This is a genomic window from Roseococcus thiosulfatophilus, from assembly GCF_017311575.1.
GTDB classification, from domain to species: Bacteria; Pseudomonadota; Alphaproteobacteria; order Acetobacterales; family Acetobacteraceae; genus Roseococcus; species Roseococcus thiosulfatophilus.
Window position 1 is genome coordinate 53,051 of sequence record NZ_JAFFQY010000061.1, and the last position, 13,983, is coordinate 67,033.

General features: G+C 70.9%; 14 protein-coding genes. 7 read left to right on the forward strand and 7 right to left on the reverse strand.

The window, feature by feature from the left end:
* Window positions 1-75: 75 nt before the first annotated feature.
* From JTN19_RS16085 to hemB, 5 genes are all read left to right on the forward strand, one after another.
* Window positions 76-1,377 carry a glycerate kinase type-2 family protein gene (locus JTN19_RS16085; RefSeq protein WP_206934690.1) on the forward strand — a complete coding sequence of 434 codons (1,302 nt, stop codon included), beginning with the start codon at window positions 76-78 and terminating at the stop codon, window positions 1,375-1,377.
* Between the two features lie 10 nt (window positions 1,378-1,387).
* Window positions 1,388-2,824, forward strand: coding sequence for a pyruvate kinase (gene pyk, locus JTN19_RS16090; protein WP_206934693.1), 1,437 nt, complete (start codon window positions 1,388-1,390; stop codon window positions 2,822-2,824).
* A gap of 14 nt (window positions 2,825-2,838) precedes the next feature.
* Entirely contained in the window at window positions 2,839-3,270 is a 432-nt protein-coding gene (locus tag JTN19_RS16095; protein ID WP_206934696.1) for a hypothetical protein, read from the forward strand.
* A 64-nt stretch (window positions 3,271-3,334) separates the two neighbouring features.
* A complete protein-coding gene (locus JTN19_RS16100; RefSeq protein ID WP_206934698.1) occupies window positions 3,335-4,621 on the forward strand; it encodes an O-acetylhomoserine aminocarboxypropyltransferase/cysteine synthase family protein in 1,287 nt (428 codons plus the stop codon).
* A gap of 58 nt (window positions 4,622-4,679) precedes the next feature.
* On the forward strand, window positions 4,680-5,690 hold the full coding sequence (hemB, locus tag JTN19_RS16105) for a porphobilinogen synthase (protein ID WP_206934700.1): 1,011 nt from the start codon (window positions 4,680-4,682) through the stop codon (window positions 5,688-5,690).
* A gap of 18 nt (window positions 5,691-5,708) precedes the next feature.
* Here the strand turns inward: hemB and JTN19_RS16110 are convergent, their stop codons facing one another.
* From JTN19_RS16110 to JTN19_RS16135, 6 genes are all read right to left on the reverse strand, one after another.
* A complete protein-coding gene (locus JTN19_RS16110) occupies window positions 5,709-6,056 on the reverse strand; it encodes a DUF5368 domain-containing protein (RefSeq protein ID WP_191085716.1) in 348 nt (115 codons plus the stop codon).
* A 15-nt stretch (window positions 6,057-6,071) separates the two neighbouring features.
* Window positions 6,072-7,397, reverse strand: a complete 1,326-nt coding sequence (locus JTN19_RS16115) for an NAD(P)/FAD-dependent oxidoreductase (RefSeq protein WP_206934703.1) — start codon at window positions 7,395-7,397, stop codon at window positions 6,072-6,074.
* A 149-nt stretch (window positions 7,398-7,546) separates the two neighbouring features.
* Window positions 7,547-8,386 (reverse strand): alpha/beta fold hydrolase, encoded by an 840-nt coding sequence (locus JTN19_RS16120; protein WP_206934705.1) that lies wholly within the window; start codon window positions 8,384-8,386, stop codon window positions 7,547-7,549.
* Complete coding sequence (locus JTN19_RS16125) at window positions 8,383-9,588, reverse strand: CaiB/BaiF CoA transferase family protein (protein WP_206934706.1); 1,206 nt, start codon at window positions 9,586-9,588, stop codon at window positions 8,383-8,385. The genes JTN19_RS16120 and JTN19_RS16125 overlap by 4 nt, the downstream gene beginning before the upstream one ends.
* The gene (locus JTN19_RS16130; RefSeq protein WP_206934708.1) at window positions 9,585-10,136 is read right to left on the reverse strand and encodes a P-loop NTPase family protein; all 552 of its coding nucleotides are present in this window, start codon (window positions 10,134-10,136) and stop codon (window positions 9,585-9,587) included. Before JTN19_RS16130 ends, JTN19_RS16125 begins: the two co-directional genes overlap by 4 nt.
* A gap of 45 nt (window positions 10,137-10,181) precedes the next feature.
* Window positions 10,182-10,757, reverse strand: coding sequence for a YdeI/OmpD-associated family protein (locus JTN19_RS16135; protein WP_206934710.1), 576 nt, complete (start codon window positions 10,755-10,757; stop codon window positions 10,182-10,184).
* A 105-nt stretch (window positions 10,758-10,862) separates the two neighbouring features.
* On the opposite strand from JTN19_RS16135, the gene JTN19_RS16140 reads away from it, so the two are divergent.
* Entirely contained in the window at window positions 10,863-11,837 is a 975-nt protein-coding gene (locus JTN19_RS16140) for a Bug family tripartite tricarboxylate transporter substrate binding protein (RefSeq protein ID WP_206934712.1), read from the forward strand.
* A 12-nt stretch (window positions 11,838-11,849) separates the two neighbouring features.
* On the opposite strand, the gene JTN19_RS16145 is transcribed toward JTN19_RS16140, so the two are convergent.
* Window positions 11,850-12,353 (reverse strand): pyridoxamine 5'-phosphate oxidase family protein, encoded by a 504-nt coding sequence (locus JTN19_RS16145; protein WP_206934714.1) that lies wholly within the window; start codon window positions 12,351-12,353, stop codon window positions 11,850-11,852.
* 101 nt (window positions 12,354-12,454) lie between these two features.
* Here JTN19_RS16145 and JTN19_RS16150 point away from each other — a divergent pair, with 101 nt between their 5' ends.
* Window positions 12,455-13,966, forward strand: a complete 1,512-nt coding sequence (locus tag JTN19_RS16150) for an aldehyde dehydrogenase family protein (RefSeq protein ID WP_206934716.1) — start codon at window positions 12,455-12,457, stop codon at window positions 13,964-13,966.
* Window positions 13,967-13,983: the final 17 nt, after the last annotated feature.

Below are 13,983 nucleotides of genomic sequence, written 5' to 3' on the forward strand. Positions count from 1 at the left end.
CCTGCCCTGTCAATCAGCGCCCGGTGGCCGTGGCGCGCATCCTTGTCCATATTGGGAGAAAGAGGAGGGCAAGGCATGGCATCGCGCGAAGGCGCCTGGGATGACGAACGCGCCGAGGCCGCGCTGCGGGCGATGTTCGCGGCCGGCGTGCGCGCGGCCGATCCGCTTTCCGTCCTGGCCGCCCATTTGCCCGAGCCCCCGCGCGAGGGCCGCGTGATCGTGGTCGGCCTGGGCAAGGCCGCGGCCAAGATGGCCCAGGCGGTGGAGGCCGCCTGGCCGGAGGTGCCGCTGACCGGCCTGGTCATCGCGCCGCACGGGGCCGGGCTGCCGCTGTCGCGCATCGCGCTGCGCTTCGGCGCCCATCCGGTGCCCGATGCCGGGGGGGCGGCGGCCGCGGCCGAGATCCTGGCCATGCTGGACGGCCTCACCGAGCGCGACCTGGTGCTGGCCCTGATCTCGGGCGGGGGTTCGGCGCTGGCCACCCTGCCCGCGCCGGGGCTGACGCTGGAGGACCTGATCGCCACCAACCGGGCGCTGCTGGCCTCGGGTGCCTCCATCCACGCCATGAACGCGATCCGCAAGCATCTCTCTGCCTTCTCGGGCGGGCGGCTGGCGGCGGCGGCCCATCCGGCGCGGGTGGTGACGCTCGCCATCTCCGACGTGCCGGGGGATGACCCGGAAGTGATCGCCTCCGGCCCCACCGTCGCCGACCCCACCACCTTCGCCGACGCGCGCGCCCTGGTGGCGCATCACCGCATGGAGCTGCCGCCGGCCGTGGTGGCGCATCTGGAAGCGGGTGCGGAGGAAAGCCCCAAGCCCGGCGACCCGCGCCTTGCCACCGCCGAATTCCGCATGGTCGCGACCCCCATGATGGCGCTGCGGGCCATGGCGGAGGCCGCGCGGGCGGAGGGCCTCACCCCGCTGATCCTTGGCGATGCGCTGGAGGGCGAGGCGCGGCATGTCGGCACGGCCCTGGCCGGCATCGCGCGCAGTGTCGCGGCCCATGGCCGCCCCCTGCCCGCCCCCTGCGTGCTGCTCTCGGGCGGGGAGACCACCGTCACCCTCCCTGCCGGCACCAAGGGCAGCGGCGGGCGCAACACCGCTTGCCTGCTGGCCATGGCGCTGACGCTGAACGGGGCCGCCAACACCTGGGCCCTGGCCGCCGACACCGACGGGATTGACGGAAGGTCGGAGGCGGCGGGCGCCATCGCGGGGCCGGGCACGCTGGCCGCCGCCCGCCAGAAAGGCCTCGACCCGCGCGCCTGTCTCGAAGAGCATCGCAGCCTCGACGTCTTCGAGGCCGCGGGGACCGCGCTGCGGACCGGCCCCACCCTCACCAATGTGAACGACGTCCGCGCCATCCTGGTCGGCGCCTAAAGGAGAGTCGATGCCCCCTCGCATTCCCATGCGGCGCCACCGGCGCACCAAGATCATCGCCACCCTCGGCCCAGCGAGCAGCACCGTCGAGGTCATCGAGAAGCTGTTCCGCGCGGGCGCCGACGTGTTCCGGCTGAACTTCAGCCATGGCAGCCACGAGGACCACGCCCAGCGCATCGAGATGATCCGCGACGTGGAGAAGCGCCTGGGCCGGCCCATCGGCATCCTGGCCGATGTGCAAGGCCCCAAGCTGCGCGTGGGCAAGTTCGCCGCCGGGCGCGTGCAGCTCACCCCCGGCAAGCCCTTCCGCCTCGACCTCAGCCCCACGCCGGGCGATGTGCGACGCGCGCAATTGCCCCACCCCGAGATCATCGCGGCCGCGCGCATCGGCACCTCCCTGCTGCTGGATGACGGCAAGCTGAAGCTGCGCGTGACGCGCCAGGTGGAGGGCGACCACCTGGAGACCGAGGTGGTGGTGGGCGGCCCGCTCTCCGACCGCAAGGGCGTGAACGTGCCCGACGTGGCCCTGCCCATCCCGGCCCTCACCGCCAAGGACCGCGCCGACCTCGACTTCGTGCTGCCGCTCGGCATCGAATATGTGGGCCTCAGCTTCGTGCAGCGCCCCGAGGACGTGGCCGAGGCGCAGGAGATCGCGGGCGGGCGCGCCTGGATCATGGTGAAGATGGAGAAGCCCCAGGCCGTCGAGAACATGGACGGCATCCTGGCGCTGGCGGATGCGGTGATGGTGGCGCGCGGCGACCTCGGCGTGGAACTTCCGCCCGAGGAGGTGCCGCTGGTGCAGAAGCGCCTGGTGCGTGCCGCGCGCGCCCTGGGCAAGCCCGTCGTGGTGGCGACGCAGATGCTGGAGAGCATGATCTCCGCCCCCTCCCCCACCCGCGCCGAGGCCTCCGACGTGGCGACGGCGGTGTTCGACGGGGCGGATGCGGTGATGCTCTCGGCCGAGACGGCGGCGGGGCAATACCCGCTGGAGGCCGTCTCCATCATGGACCGCATCGTGGCCCGCACCGAGCAAGATGCCGGCTGGCGCGCCCAGACCGACCAGAGCCGCCCCGAGGCCGAGCGCAGCAGCGCCGGCGCCATCGCCGCCGCGGCCGCCCAGGTGGCCCGCACCATCGGCGCGCAGGTGGTGGCGACCTTCACCTCCACCGCCAGCACCACGCTGCGGGTGGCGCGGGAGCGGCCGGACTGCCCCATCCTGGGCCTGACGCCGCGCACGGAATCCGCCCGGCGCCTGGCCGTGGTGTGGGGGGTGCATCCGCTCGTGGTCCAGGATATCCACTCCATGACGGAGATGGTGGCGCGCGCCACCCGGGCCGCGATGCAGGAAGGGTTCGCGAGGACGGGCGAGGAGATCGTCGTCACCGCGGGCGTTCCCTTCGGCACCCCGGGGACGACCAACTCCCTCCGTGTCGCCCTGGTGAAATGAGGATACCCGCCCCGATGAAGCGCCTTTTCCTGGCCGCGCTGCTGGCCCCCGCCCTGTCCTGGGGCGCCGCCTCCCCCGCCGCCGCCCAGCGCAGCGGCGTCTACGAGGTGACGGGCCGCAACCTCGATGGTTCCGAATACCGGGGCCTGCTGGAGCTGCGGCAGGTGGGGCTGTCGAGCTTCCACCTGGTCTGGACCATCGGGCGCGAGACGATCGAGGGCGTGGCCATGGTCTCCGGCCGCACCTTCGCCACCGCCTTCACCGCCGGCAACATGACCGGCATGGGCGTCTATGAGCTGCGCGACGGCGATGTGATGGAGGGCAGCTGGACGCTGATGGGCGCCCAGGGCAACGGCACCGAGACGCTGCGCCCGGCCACCGAGACGCCGCCGCCAGGCATCGTCCCGGGCGTCACCCCCGGCACCCAGGCCCCCGCCCGCCCCTGAGCCGCAACCCTTTCGCCGGCGGGCAACTGGTGGCACCCTCGCCGCAAATGCGAGGGATGCCAGGATGAGCCAGTACACCAACCCCGAGACCATCGCCCTGCATGGCGGCAGCCACCGCGCGGACCCGAACACCGGCTCCGTCGCGGTGCCCATCCACCAGACCACCAGCTTCCAGTTCCAGGACACGGGGCATGCCGCCCGCCTGTTCGGCCTGGCGGAGCTGGGCAACATTTACACCCGCATCATGAACCCCACCTGCGACGCGCTGGAGACGCGCATCGCGGCCATGGAGGGGGGCGCGGCCGCACTCGCGGTGGGCTCGGGCCAGGCGGCGACCACCTTCTGCGTGATGAACCTCTGCGAGGCCGGCGACAACATCGTGAGTTCCACCGACCTCTATGGCGGCACCTGGAACCTCTTCGCCAACACGCTGAAGCAGTTCGGCATCGAGGTCCGCTTCGTGGACCCCGCCGACCCCGAGGGCTTCGCCCGCGCCACCGACGCCCGCACCCGCGCCTATTACGCCGAGACGCTGCCCAACCCGAAGCTGCAGGTCTTCCCCATCGCAGAGGTGGCGGCCATCGGCCGGCGGCTGGGCGTGCCGCTGATCATGGACAACACAGCGGCGCCCATCATCTGCAAGCCCTTCCAGCATGGCGCGGCCATCGTCATGCACTCCACCACCAAGTGGATTGGCGGGCATGGCACCTCCATCGGCGGCATCGTGGTGGATGGCGGCAATTTCGACTGGGAGGCGGGCGGGGACCGCTTCCCCACGCTGAACAAGCCCGACCCCAGCTATCACGGCGCGGTGTGGTCGCAGGCGGCCAAGCCGCTCGGGCCCATCGCCTATATCCTGCGGATGCGGACCTGCCTGCTGCGCGACATCGGCGCGCCCATGTCGCCCTTCAACGCCTTCATGTTTCTGCAGGGGCTGGAGACGCTGCCGCTGCGCATGGAACGCCATTGCAGCAACGCCATCAAGGCGGCCGCGTATCTGGCGGCGCACCCCAAGGTGACGAAGGTGATCCACCCCTCCCTGGCCGAGGGCGAGGCACGTAAGCGCGCCGACGCGCACCTCAAGGGCGGCATGGGCAGCCTGATGGGCATCGAGCTCGCGGGCGGGAAGGAGGCGGGGCAGGCCTTCATCGAGAAGCTCAAGATGTTCTACCATGTGGCGAACATCGGCGATGCGCGCAGCCTCGCCATCCATCCGGCCACCACCACCCACAGCCAGCTCGATGAGAGCGAGCAGGCGATGAGCGGGGTGACACCGGGCTATGTGCGCCTGTCCATCGGCATCGAGCACATTGACGACATCATCGCGGATCTCGAACAGGCGCTGAACTGATGCGCGCCGCCGATTCAGCCTTCCGCGCCCTGCCGGCGCTTCAGCCATCGGAGGCGTGATGCACTACGCAGGTTCCTTCCCCACCACCCGCATGCGGCGCAACCGCCAGGACGCCTGGACGCGCGCCCTGGTGGCCGAGAACGCGCTGCATGTGGGCGATTTGATCTGGCCCATCTTCCTGACGGAAGGCACGGGCCAGCGAGTCGAGGTGCCTTCCATGCCCGGCGTGCTGCGTGTCAGCCCCGATGTGGTGGCCGAGCATGTGGCCGAGGCCGCCGCGCTGGGCATCCCCGCGGTGGCGCTGTTCCCCTACACGCCCATGGAGGCGCGCGACGAGGACGGGACCGGTGCGCTCGATCCCGACAACCTCACCTGCCGCGCCGCGCGCGCGCTGAAGGCCGCGCATCCCGGGCTTGGCGTCATCGGCGACGTGGCGCTCGACACCTATACCAGCCACGCCCATGACGGCGTGGTGCGGAATGGCGAGGTGGACAACGAGGAGAGCGTGAAGGCGCTCGTCACCATGTCCATCAACTACGCGAAGGCGGGCGTGGACATCGTCGCGCCCAGCGACATGATGGACGGGCGCATCGGCACCATCCGCGCGGCCCTGGACGCCGAGGGGCTGCAGCGCACGCGCATCATGTCCTATGCGGCCAAGTATGCCTCGGGCTTCTACGCCCCCTTCCGCGACGCCATCGGCTCCCTCACCGGACCGGACCGCGCGGGTCCGAAGGACAAGAAGACCTACCAGATGGATCCCGCCAACACCGACGAGGCGCTGCGCGAAGTGGCGCTGGACCTCGCGGAGGGGGCGGACATGGTGATGGTGAAGCCCGGCCTGCCCTATCTGGATGTTGTGCACCGGGTGCGGCGGGAGTTCGGCGCGCCCACCTTCGTCTATCAGGTGAGCGGCGAGTATTCGATGCTGATGGCAGCCATCGAGCGCGGCTGGCTGGACCATGACCGCGCCATGATGGAAAGCCTGATGTGCTTCAAGCGCGCCGGCGCCAACGGCATCCTGACCTATTTCGCGGTGCAGGCGGCGCGGCTGATCAAGGCGGGCTGACCTTCACCCGATCGGACGCTATGCCACGCGGCGCCGGAACAGCCCGAGCGCCGCGTAGAGCCCCAACGCCGTGCCCACCGTGCCGAAGCCGAAGATGGCCAGCACCAGCAGCCAATCAATCGGCCCGCCCAAATCGGCGAAGCCCGAGCTGGTCACGGTGAACATCACCAGCACCGCGACCACGCCGCCCATGACGCCCAGCGCCTCGGCCCAGACCAGCCGCTGGGGAATGAGCGAACGGTCGCGCAGCAGCACGCGCAGGAAGGCGAGCGTGGCCAATGCCGCCAGCGCCACCAGCGGCCAGAAGGTCCAGCCCAGCATTTCCTGGAAGACGGCCACCAGCGTGGCGAGATCGAGTTCCTTCATGATGTCCTCCCCTCCTCAGGCGCGGCCGCGCAGCATGGCGAGGTAGGTGGGCTTCAGCCCCACCTCCTTCATGATCCAGGAAATCCAGAGCTCCTCCAGCGGCGCGATCACGCCGGGGAAGGAGGGCACCAGGTTGTCGTTGTAGTCGAACTCCACCAGCATCGCGCGCCCCACCCGCGTGATGAGCGGGCAGGAGGTGTAGCCGTTGTAGCGCTCGGCGCTCTCGCGGCCCTGGATGGTGGCGATGAGGTGGTCCACCGCCACCGGCACCTGCCACTTCACGCTGGCCGCCGTCTTGCCCTTGGGCACGCCCGCCACGTCGCCCACGCAGAACACCTCGGGGAAGCGGACATGGCGCAGCGTGTGGCGGTCCACCTCGGCCCAGCCATCGGCGGCCCAGGGCCCGGTCTGCCAGGGCAGCGGCGAGTTGCGCACCACCTCCGGTGCGCGCATGGGCGGGATCACGTTGATGAAGTCATAGGCCTGCTCGGCATCGCCCTGCGGCGTGCGGAAGGTGGCGATGCGGCGGTCTAGGTCGATCTTACGCAGCACATGGTCATGCGTGACCCGGATGTTGCGCTCGGCGTAGAGCATCCGCACCCGCTCGGCCACGATCGGCACGCTGAACAGCACGCGGTTCTGCGCGTTGTAGGTGAGTTCCGCGCGGCCCCGGTTGCCGCGGCGGCGCAGGTAGTCATCGGTCAGGAAGGCGTATTTCAGGGGCGCGCCGGCGCATTTCATCTCGGTGGCCGGGCGCAGGAAGACGCCCTGCCCGCCCTTGTCCGCGAAGTCCGACATGGCGCGCCAGGTGGCCGCCGCCTGGGCGGGGCCGGCATAGACGCTGCCCAACCCGTTCTGGCCGATGCGGGAGACATCCATGCCCTCGATGGCGCCGTAGTCGAGCGTGAGGCCCGTGGCCACCACCAGGAAGTCGTAGGGCAGGCGCTGGCCGGCATCGGTGGTGACGGTCTTGCCCACCGGGTCTATCTCGGCCGCGGCCTCCTCCACCCAGTTCACGCCGCGCGCCACCCACTCGCGCGTGGAAGAGAGCACATAGTCCGGGCTTTTCAGCCCCGCCGCCACGAGGGTGTAGCCCGGCTGGTAGTGATGCTCCCGCCGCTTGTCGAGCATCGTGATGCTGGCCCCCGACAACCCCATGGCGAGGCGCGAGGCGGTGGCGAGGCCGGCCGCGCCGGCGCCGATCACGATGATCCGGGCCGAGGTGGCGACCGCCGCCTGGGGCGCGCGCGCCACGGCGCCCACCCCGGCCAGGGCGCCCGCGCCCAGCAGCAGGCCACGCCGGCCCAGCGCCGCGCGAAGGATGTCGGGGGAAACTGGCATGCCGCCTCCTCGTTCCGGCCGCGCTATGTCAGCGATCCGGTATATCTTTCGATGCTTAAGAACGGGCTGAAACTATGCCATCAGGGGCAGGCGGCCCCTTGATCCAGATCAATGCAGGGTGGATTTCGACGCGCCGCGGGCGGAGAGGTTCAACCGGCCAGGAAGCCGGCCACCAAGGCCATCTGCGCCGGGTCCATCAGGGCCGGGGCATGGCCACAGCCCGCGATGGTCTCGACCCGCACGCCCGGGCTTTCGGCCATTCGCGCCGCGGTCTCAGGGAGCAGCAGGTCCGAGGTCTCGCCCCACAGCACCAGCACGGGCCGCTGCGCCGCGGCGGGCCAGAGCGCCCAGAGGTCCAGGTCCGAAAGTGCCCCCTGCATGGGCGTCAGGATGGCGGGGTCCTGGTGCGGCACCACCCGGCCCGTGGGCGTCATGCGCGCGGAATGCGCGGCCAGATGCGCCCATTGCGCGTCGGTCAGCGGCCCGAAGGGGGCATGGACGCGGCGCAGATGCGCCTCCAGCCCCGCCACATCGGCGAATTCCACCGGCACGCCCAAATAGGCGCGGATGCGTTCCAGCGCCGCCACCGGCACGAAGGGGCCGATGTCGTTCAGCACCAGGCGGCGGATGCGCGTGCCGGGCAGCGTGCATTGCCCCATGGCGATGAGCCCGCCCATGGAGGTGCCCACCCAGTCCACCTCGCCCAGCCCTTCCAGAAGGGGCGCGAGGGCGGCCAGGTAGGTCGGCACCGCATAGGCCATGCCATCGGACAGCCAGCCCGACATGCCGCGGCCCGGCATGTCGGGGCAGACCACGCGCCGGCCCTGCTCGGCCAGCGCCATGGCCAGTGCGTCGAAGTCCCGCCCGTTGCGGGTCAGCCCATGGACGCAGAGCACGGGTCGGCCATCGGCCGGCCCCCACTCCACCCAGCGCAGCAGCACGCTGCCGGCGGGCGTCTGCGCCTCAAGCTGTCCCGCGCGCGGCGTCACAGGATGCCCTTTTCCTTCAGCGCGGCCACCTCGGCCGCCTCCATGCCGAGCAGCCCGCGCAGCACCTCCTCCGTGTGCTGGCCCAGCACCGGCGGCGGCACGCGGTAGTCGGGCGGCGTGGCCGAGAGCTTCACCGGGTTGGCGATGACCTCGATCTCCTGCCCCGAGGCATGGGGCATCTTCACCCGCATGCCGCGCGCCTGCACGTGCGGGTCGGCGAAGACCTGCTCCAGCGTGTTGATCGGCCCGCAGGCGATCTTCAGCGCCTCCAGCGCCTCCACCCATTCGGTGGTGGTCTTGGACTTGGTGAGCGGCGTCAGCGTCTGCGTCACGAGATCGCGATTGGCCACGCGCTGGGGGTTGGTGGCGAAGCGCGGGTCGGCCAGCAGCGCCTCCTGGCCGAAGGCCTTGCAGAAGCGTTCGAAGGTGGGGTCGTTGCCCACGGCCAGGATCATGTAGCCGTCCTTGGTCGGGAATTCCTGGTAGGGGCTGATGTTGGGGTGCTGGTTGCCCAGGCGCGGCGGGTTCTCGCCGGTCGCGATGTAGTTCATGCCCTGGTTGGCCAGCCAGGCCACATGCGTGTCCAGCATGCCGATATCAATTTGCTGGCCCTGGCCGGTGGCGTTGCGGTGGTTCAGCGCGGCCAGGATGCCGATGCAGCCATAGAGGCCGGCAAACAGGTCCGCCACCGGCACGCCCACCTTCTGCGGGCTGCCATTGGGCTCGCCGGTGAGGGACATGACGCCGCCCATCGCCTGGATCAGCGCGTCATAGCCTGGGCGCGGCGCATAGGGGCCGGTCTGGCCGAAGCCCGTGATGGAGCAATAGATCAGCCGGGGATACTTCTCCTTCAACTGCTCCCAGCCCAGGCCATACTTGGCCAGCGCGCCGACCTTGAAGTTCTCGGCCAGGATGTCGCAATGCTCCAGCAGCTTGTGGATCACGGCCTGGCCCTCGGGCTTGGCGATGTCCACCGTGACCGAGAGCTTGTTGCGGTTCACCCCCAAGAAATAGGCGCTTTCCTTCGTCTCCGGCCAGAAGGGGGGGGCAAAGCCGCGCGTGTCGTCGCCCGCCTCGGGCCGTTCGATCTTGATGACCTCGGCGCCGAGGTCCCCCAGCATCTGGGTGCAGGTGGGCCCCGCGAGGACGCGGGTGAGGTCGAGCACGCGAAGCCCCTTGAGCGGGCCGGAAGGATTGGTCATGCGAATATCTTCTCCAGCGCCGCTTCCGTGCGGCGCACCAGTTCATCCGGCGGCAGAGTGCCTTCGAGGCGCAGCAGGGGGCAAGGGAGGGTGCTGAACCAGGCCTCATGCCGGGCCCGACTGCGCCCCGGCTCGGTGCCGGCGTCATAGGCGGCGGCCCAGGCCAGGAATTCGAGGTATTCCGCCCGCCGCGCGCCGCCCGGCGCCACCGCCGCGCCGAAGCGCGCCGCCTCGCGCAGCCTGAGGCGCGCCAGCCGCACCTCCCGCGGGGTGTCGAGAAACACGACCATGCGGAATTCGGAGGTCAGCGCCTCGCCCCAGCCCAGCACGGCGCCCGAGAGCACATAGGGCTGTCCTTCCGGGATCCGCGCGCGGAGGAAGGGGATTCGCTCCGGCGCCGGGCGGAGCTGCTGGTAGGGCGGCTCGGTCGGCAGCCACAGCGCGTCATCCGTTTCGGCATAGGCCCAGCCGCGCCGCTGGGCGATGCGGGCCCCCAATGTCGAAGTCCCCGCCCCCGCCGCGCCGGTGATGTGAACGCCTTCCCGCATGGAAACCGCCTTCGCACTTGCAGCATGGCCGGCGCAAGCGCGAAATCAGGGACGCTTCCAAGTATTGGCACGCTCACCCCGCGCCGCCCGCGTCGCGATCTCGGCGATCCGGACGGCCCGCGTGGCGGGGCGCCTGGCCTGCGCCACCCATTCGAGGTTCGCCCGGCGGTGCGAGGCCGGAAAACCCTGCCAGGCCTCCAAGGCGCCAGGCGTGGCGCGCAGCGCGTCCAGCAGGGCCTCCGGCTCGGTCAGCGCCGTCGCGGCGTCGAGGCGCGTCCAGCCACCATCCTGCATGCTGCGCCGGATGGCGGCCTCACCCGGGGCGGCCATCAGGCCGGCGGCCGCCAGCCGCTCCACCCGCGCCTTGTTCACGCCCGACCAGGCGCTGCCCGGCCGGCGCGGTGACATCAGCAGCAGGGAGCGCGTGGCGTCGAGCTTGCGCGGGCGGCTGTCGATCCAGCCGAAGCACAGCGCCTCCAGCACCGCGTCCTCGCTGGTCAGCGCGCCATGGCCCTTGCGCGGGATCACGAGCCACACGCTGCCCGAAGCACCGTGATTCTCCGCGAGCCAGGCGCGCCAGGCGGCGCGATCGGGAAGGTCGAGAAGGGGGTGGTCGGGCATCGGGCCTCCGGCCGGGCGGCGGCGCTTTCACTACCGCGTCATCCCCGCGCCGCGCCACGGTCATCTGCCGGCGCTACCCGAGCGGCCTTGCACAAGGAGACGCCCATGCCCCGCACCGGCCGCCGCGCGCTTTTTCTCGGGGGGCTTCTCGCCCCTGGCATCGCCCGCGCCCAGGGGGGACGCCCCGTCACGCTGCTGGTGCCCTTCGCGCCCGGCGGCACCACCGACATCGCCGCGCGGTTGATCCAGGAGGCGCTAAGCCGTGCGCTGGAAAATCTCGTGGTCATCGAAAACCGGCCGGGCGCAGGCGGAGCGGTGGCCGCCGAGGCGGTGCGACGCGCGGCACCCGATGGCCGCACCCTGCTCCTGGCCACCGCCTCCACCCACGGCGTCAACCCGGCCGTCTTCCCCGACCTGCCCTATGACGCCGAGCGCGACTTCGCGCCCATCGCGCTGTTCGGCGTCACGCCCCAGGCGCTGGCGGTGAATCCTGGCCTGCCGCTGCGCGAGACGGCGCACCTCATCGCCCTGCTGCGGGCCGAGCCTGGGCGGCACAACTATGCCTCGGCGGGGGTGGGTTCCATCACGCATCTGGCCTGCGAGTGGTTCCTGCAGGCGGCGGGTGGACTGCGCGCCACCCATGTGCCCTATCGCGGCGGCGGCCCGGCCCTGCAGGCCGTCGCCAGCGGGGAGGTGACCTTCACCATCGAGACCACCGCCACCCTGGCCGCCGCGCTGCGGGACGGGCGCGTGCGGGGTCTGGCGGTGGCCACGCGCGCACGCTCCCGCGCCTTCCCCGAGCTGCCCACCCTGCATGAGGAGGGTCTCACGGGCTTCAACGCCGGCTCCTGGACCATGGCGGTGGCGCCGCCGGGAACGCCGGCGGAGACCCTGCTGCGCCTCAACGCCGCCTTCGGCCGGGCGGTGTCGGACCCCGAGGTGGCCCGCCGCATGGCCGAAATCGGCACCGAGGTGGTGGCCGACAGCACGCCGGAGAGTGCCGCCGCCCATATCCGCGACGAGATCGCCCGTTGGCGCAGCGTGGTGGAAGCCGCCGGGCTGACGATCACGCGGAGCTGACGGCAGGGGGCGTCAGCCCCCGAAGCGGGCCTTCCCGTGCTGGGCCTCGCCTTCCTCGCCCTCGTGCATCGCCTGGATGTAGCTGAAGGCGAGGAAGCCGCCGGTGGGCTTGCTGTCCCAGTATTCGGCCGAGCGCATGGTGACGGAGATCAGCGCCAGGTCCTCGCTGCGGGCGCCTTCCGGGAACCAGGGACGGGCATCCTCGGTCCAGAGGTCCGCTTGCTTCGCCACGTCCTGCACTACGCGCGCGGTGCCGGCCACCGAGACGTATTCCTTCCGCTCGGGGCAGGAGGCCGCGACCAGCACGTCATGCTCGCGGCCGATCTCCATGGATTTCGGGCTGTTCACATCGGTGAAGAACCAGATGGTGCTGCCCTCCAAACCCACGATCTGCATGGGCCGCGCGTGCAGCCCGCCATCGGGCGAATGGGTGGCCAGCATGACAATGCGGATGTCGTCCAGCAGGGCGCGGGCCTTCTCGCGCGACATGGCATCGGGGGTGGTGGGCTCGGTCATCGGGGGTCTCCTCTGTTGACCAAGCAACGGCGGCGGCCCGCCAGGGTTGCCCGGCGCCCCCCATCCGTCGCATGGTCGCCGGCCTACGGAGGATATCGCCCATGCTCGACACGCCGCACCCCACCCCGGCCGACCCCACCACGGATTGCCGCGCGCTGGCCAAGGCGCTGTCCGGCCTGCATTTCGTGGGTGGGCGCTATGTGCCGGCCCGTTCCGGCAAGACCTTCGCGGTGGTGAACCCCGCGACCGGCGAGGAAGTGGCCCGCGCCGCCGAGGGTGACGCCGCCGATGTGGACGCCGCCGTGCAGGATGCCGCCCGCGCCCAGAAGGAATGGGCCAAGGTGCCCGCCCGCAAGCGCGGCGCGCTGGTGCACCAGTGCGCGGCCCTGCTGAAGGCGCACCAGGAGGAGCTTTCGCGCCTCATCGCGCTCGAAACCGGCAAGGCCCTGCGCACCGAAAGCCGCGTCGAGGCCGGCGTGGTGGCGGACGTCTTCGAATTCTTCGGCGGCCTGGGTTCCGAGCTGAAGGGCGAAAGCGTGCCCTTCGCCCCCAATGTGCTGTCCGTAACCGTGCGCGAGCCGCTGGGCGTGGTCGGCGCCATCATCCCCTGGAACGTGCCGCTGCTGCTGATGGCGCTGAAGATCGCGCCCGCGCTGGTCGCCGGCAACACGGTGGTGGTGAAGTCGGCCGAGGAGGCGCCGCTGACCGTGCTGCGCATCTGCGAACTGATGAACCGCATCCTGCCGCCGGGCTGCTTCAACATGCTGAGCGGCTTCGGCCCGGAATGCGGCGCGCCGCTGGTCACGCACCCCAAGGTGCGGAAGGTGACCTTCACCGGCAGCGTCGAGACCGGCAAGATCGTGGCCAAGGCGGCCGCCGACAAGCTCGTGCCCGTCACGCTGGAGCTGGGCGGCAAGTCGCCCATGATCGTCTTCGCCGATTGCGACTTCGAGAAGACGGTGGCCGGCGCCATCACCTCCATGCGCTTCACCCGCCAGGGGCAGAGCTGCACGGCGGCCAGCCGCATCTATGTGGAGCGCCCCATCTTCGAGGCCTTCGTGGCCGAGATGAAGAAGGCCGTGGACGCCATGGTGATGGGCGACCCGCTGGACGAGAAGACCGACATCGGCACCATCATCAGCGAGGGCCAGTTCGAGAAGGTCCAGGGCTTCATCGAAGAGGGCAAGCGCACCGCCGGCGCCACCGCGCATGAGTGCAGCGCCATGCCGACCGATCCCGCGCTGAAGAAGGGGCTGTTCCTGCGCCCCGTGATCTTCACGGGCCTGGACGGCAATTCCCGCCTGGTGCGCGAGGAGATCTTCGGCCCCGTCACCGTCATCCAGCCCTTCGACGACGCCGAGGCGGTGCTGGCCGAGGCCAATGACAGCGAATACGGGCTGGCCGCCTCGCTCTGGACCAACAACCTCAAGGTGGGCCTCGATCTCGCGCACCGGCTGGAGGCGGGGCTGGTGCAGATCAACCAGAACCTGGTGGTGCAGGCGAACCTCAGCTACGGCGGCGTGAAGTCGTCCGGCCTGGGCAAGGAGGCCTCGCTGGAGGCCATGCTGGAGCACTTCACCCACAAGAAGACCATCATGGTGAACATGGCCTGATGGGCCGGGCGGCGCGG

Coding starts and splice junctions, on each gene's coding strand:
- JTN19_RS16085 (WP_206934690.1), top strand. CDS start 76: ATGGCATCGCGCGAAGGCGCCTGGGATGACGAACGCGCCGAGGCCGCG.
- pyk (WP_206934693.1), top strand. CDS start 1,388: ATGCCCCCTCGCATTCCCATGCGGCGCCACCGGCGCACCAAGATCATC.
- JTN19_RS16095 (WP_206934696.1), top strand. CDS start 2,839: ATGAAGCGCCTTTTCCTGGCCGCGCTGCTGGCCCCCGCCCTGTCCTGG.
- JTN19_RS16100 (WP_206934698.1), top strand. CDS start 3,335: ATGAGCCAGTACACCAACCCCGAGACCATCGCCCTGCATGGCGGCAGC.
- hemB (WP_206934700.1), top strand. CDS start 4,680: ATGCACTACGCAGGTTCCTTCCCCACCACCCGCATGCGGCGCAACCGC.
- JTN19_RS16110 (WP_191085716.1), bottom strand. CDS start 6,056: ATGAAGGAACTCGATCTCGCCACGCTGGTGGCCGTCTTCCAGGAAATG.
- JTN19_RS16115 (WP_206934703.1), bottom strand. CDS start 7,397: ATGCCAGTTTCCCCCGACATCCTTCGCGCGGCGCTGGGCCGGCGTGGC.
- JTN19_RS16125 (WP_206934706.1), bottom strand. CDS start 9,588: ATGACCAATCCTTCCGGCCCGCTCAAGGGGCTTCGCGTGCTCGACCTC.
- JTN19_RS16130 (WP_206934708.1), bottom strand. CDS start 10,136: ATGCGGGAAGGCGTTCACATCACCGGCGCGGCGGGGGCGGGGACTTCG.
- JTN19_RS16135 (WP_206934710.1), bottom strand. CDS start 10,757: ATGCCCGACCACCCCCTTCTCGACCTTCCCGATCGCGCCGCCTGGCGC.
- JTN19_RS16140 (WP_206934712.1), top strand. CDS start 10,863: ATGCCCCGCACCGGCCGCCGCGCGCTTTTTCTCGGGGGGCTTCTCGCC.
- JTN19_RS16145 (WP_206934714.1), bottom strand. CDS start 12,353: ATGACCGAGCCCACCACCCCCGATGCCATGTCGCGCGAGAAGGCCCGC.
- JTN19_RS16150 (WP_206934716.1), top strand. CDS start 12,455: ATGCTCGACACGCCGCACCCCACCCCGGCCGACCCCACCACGGATTGC.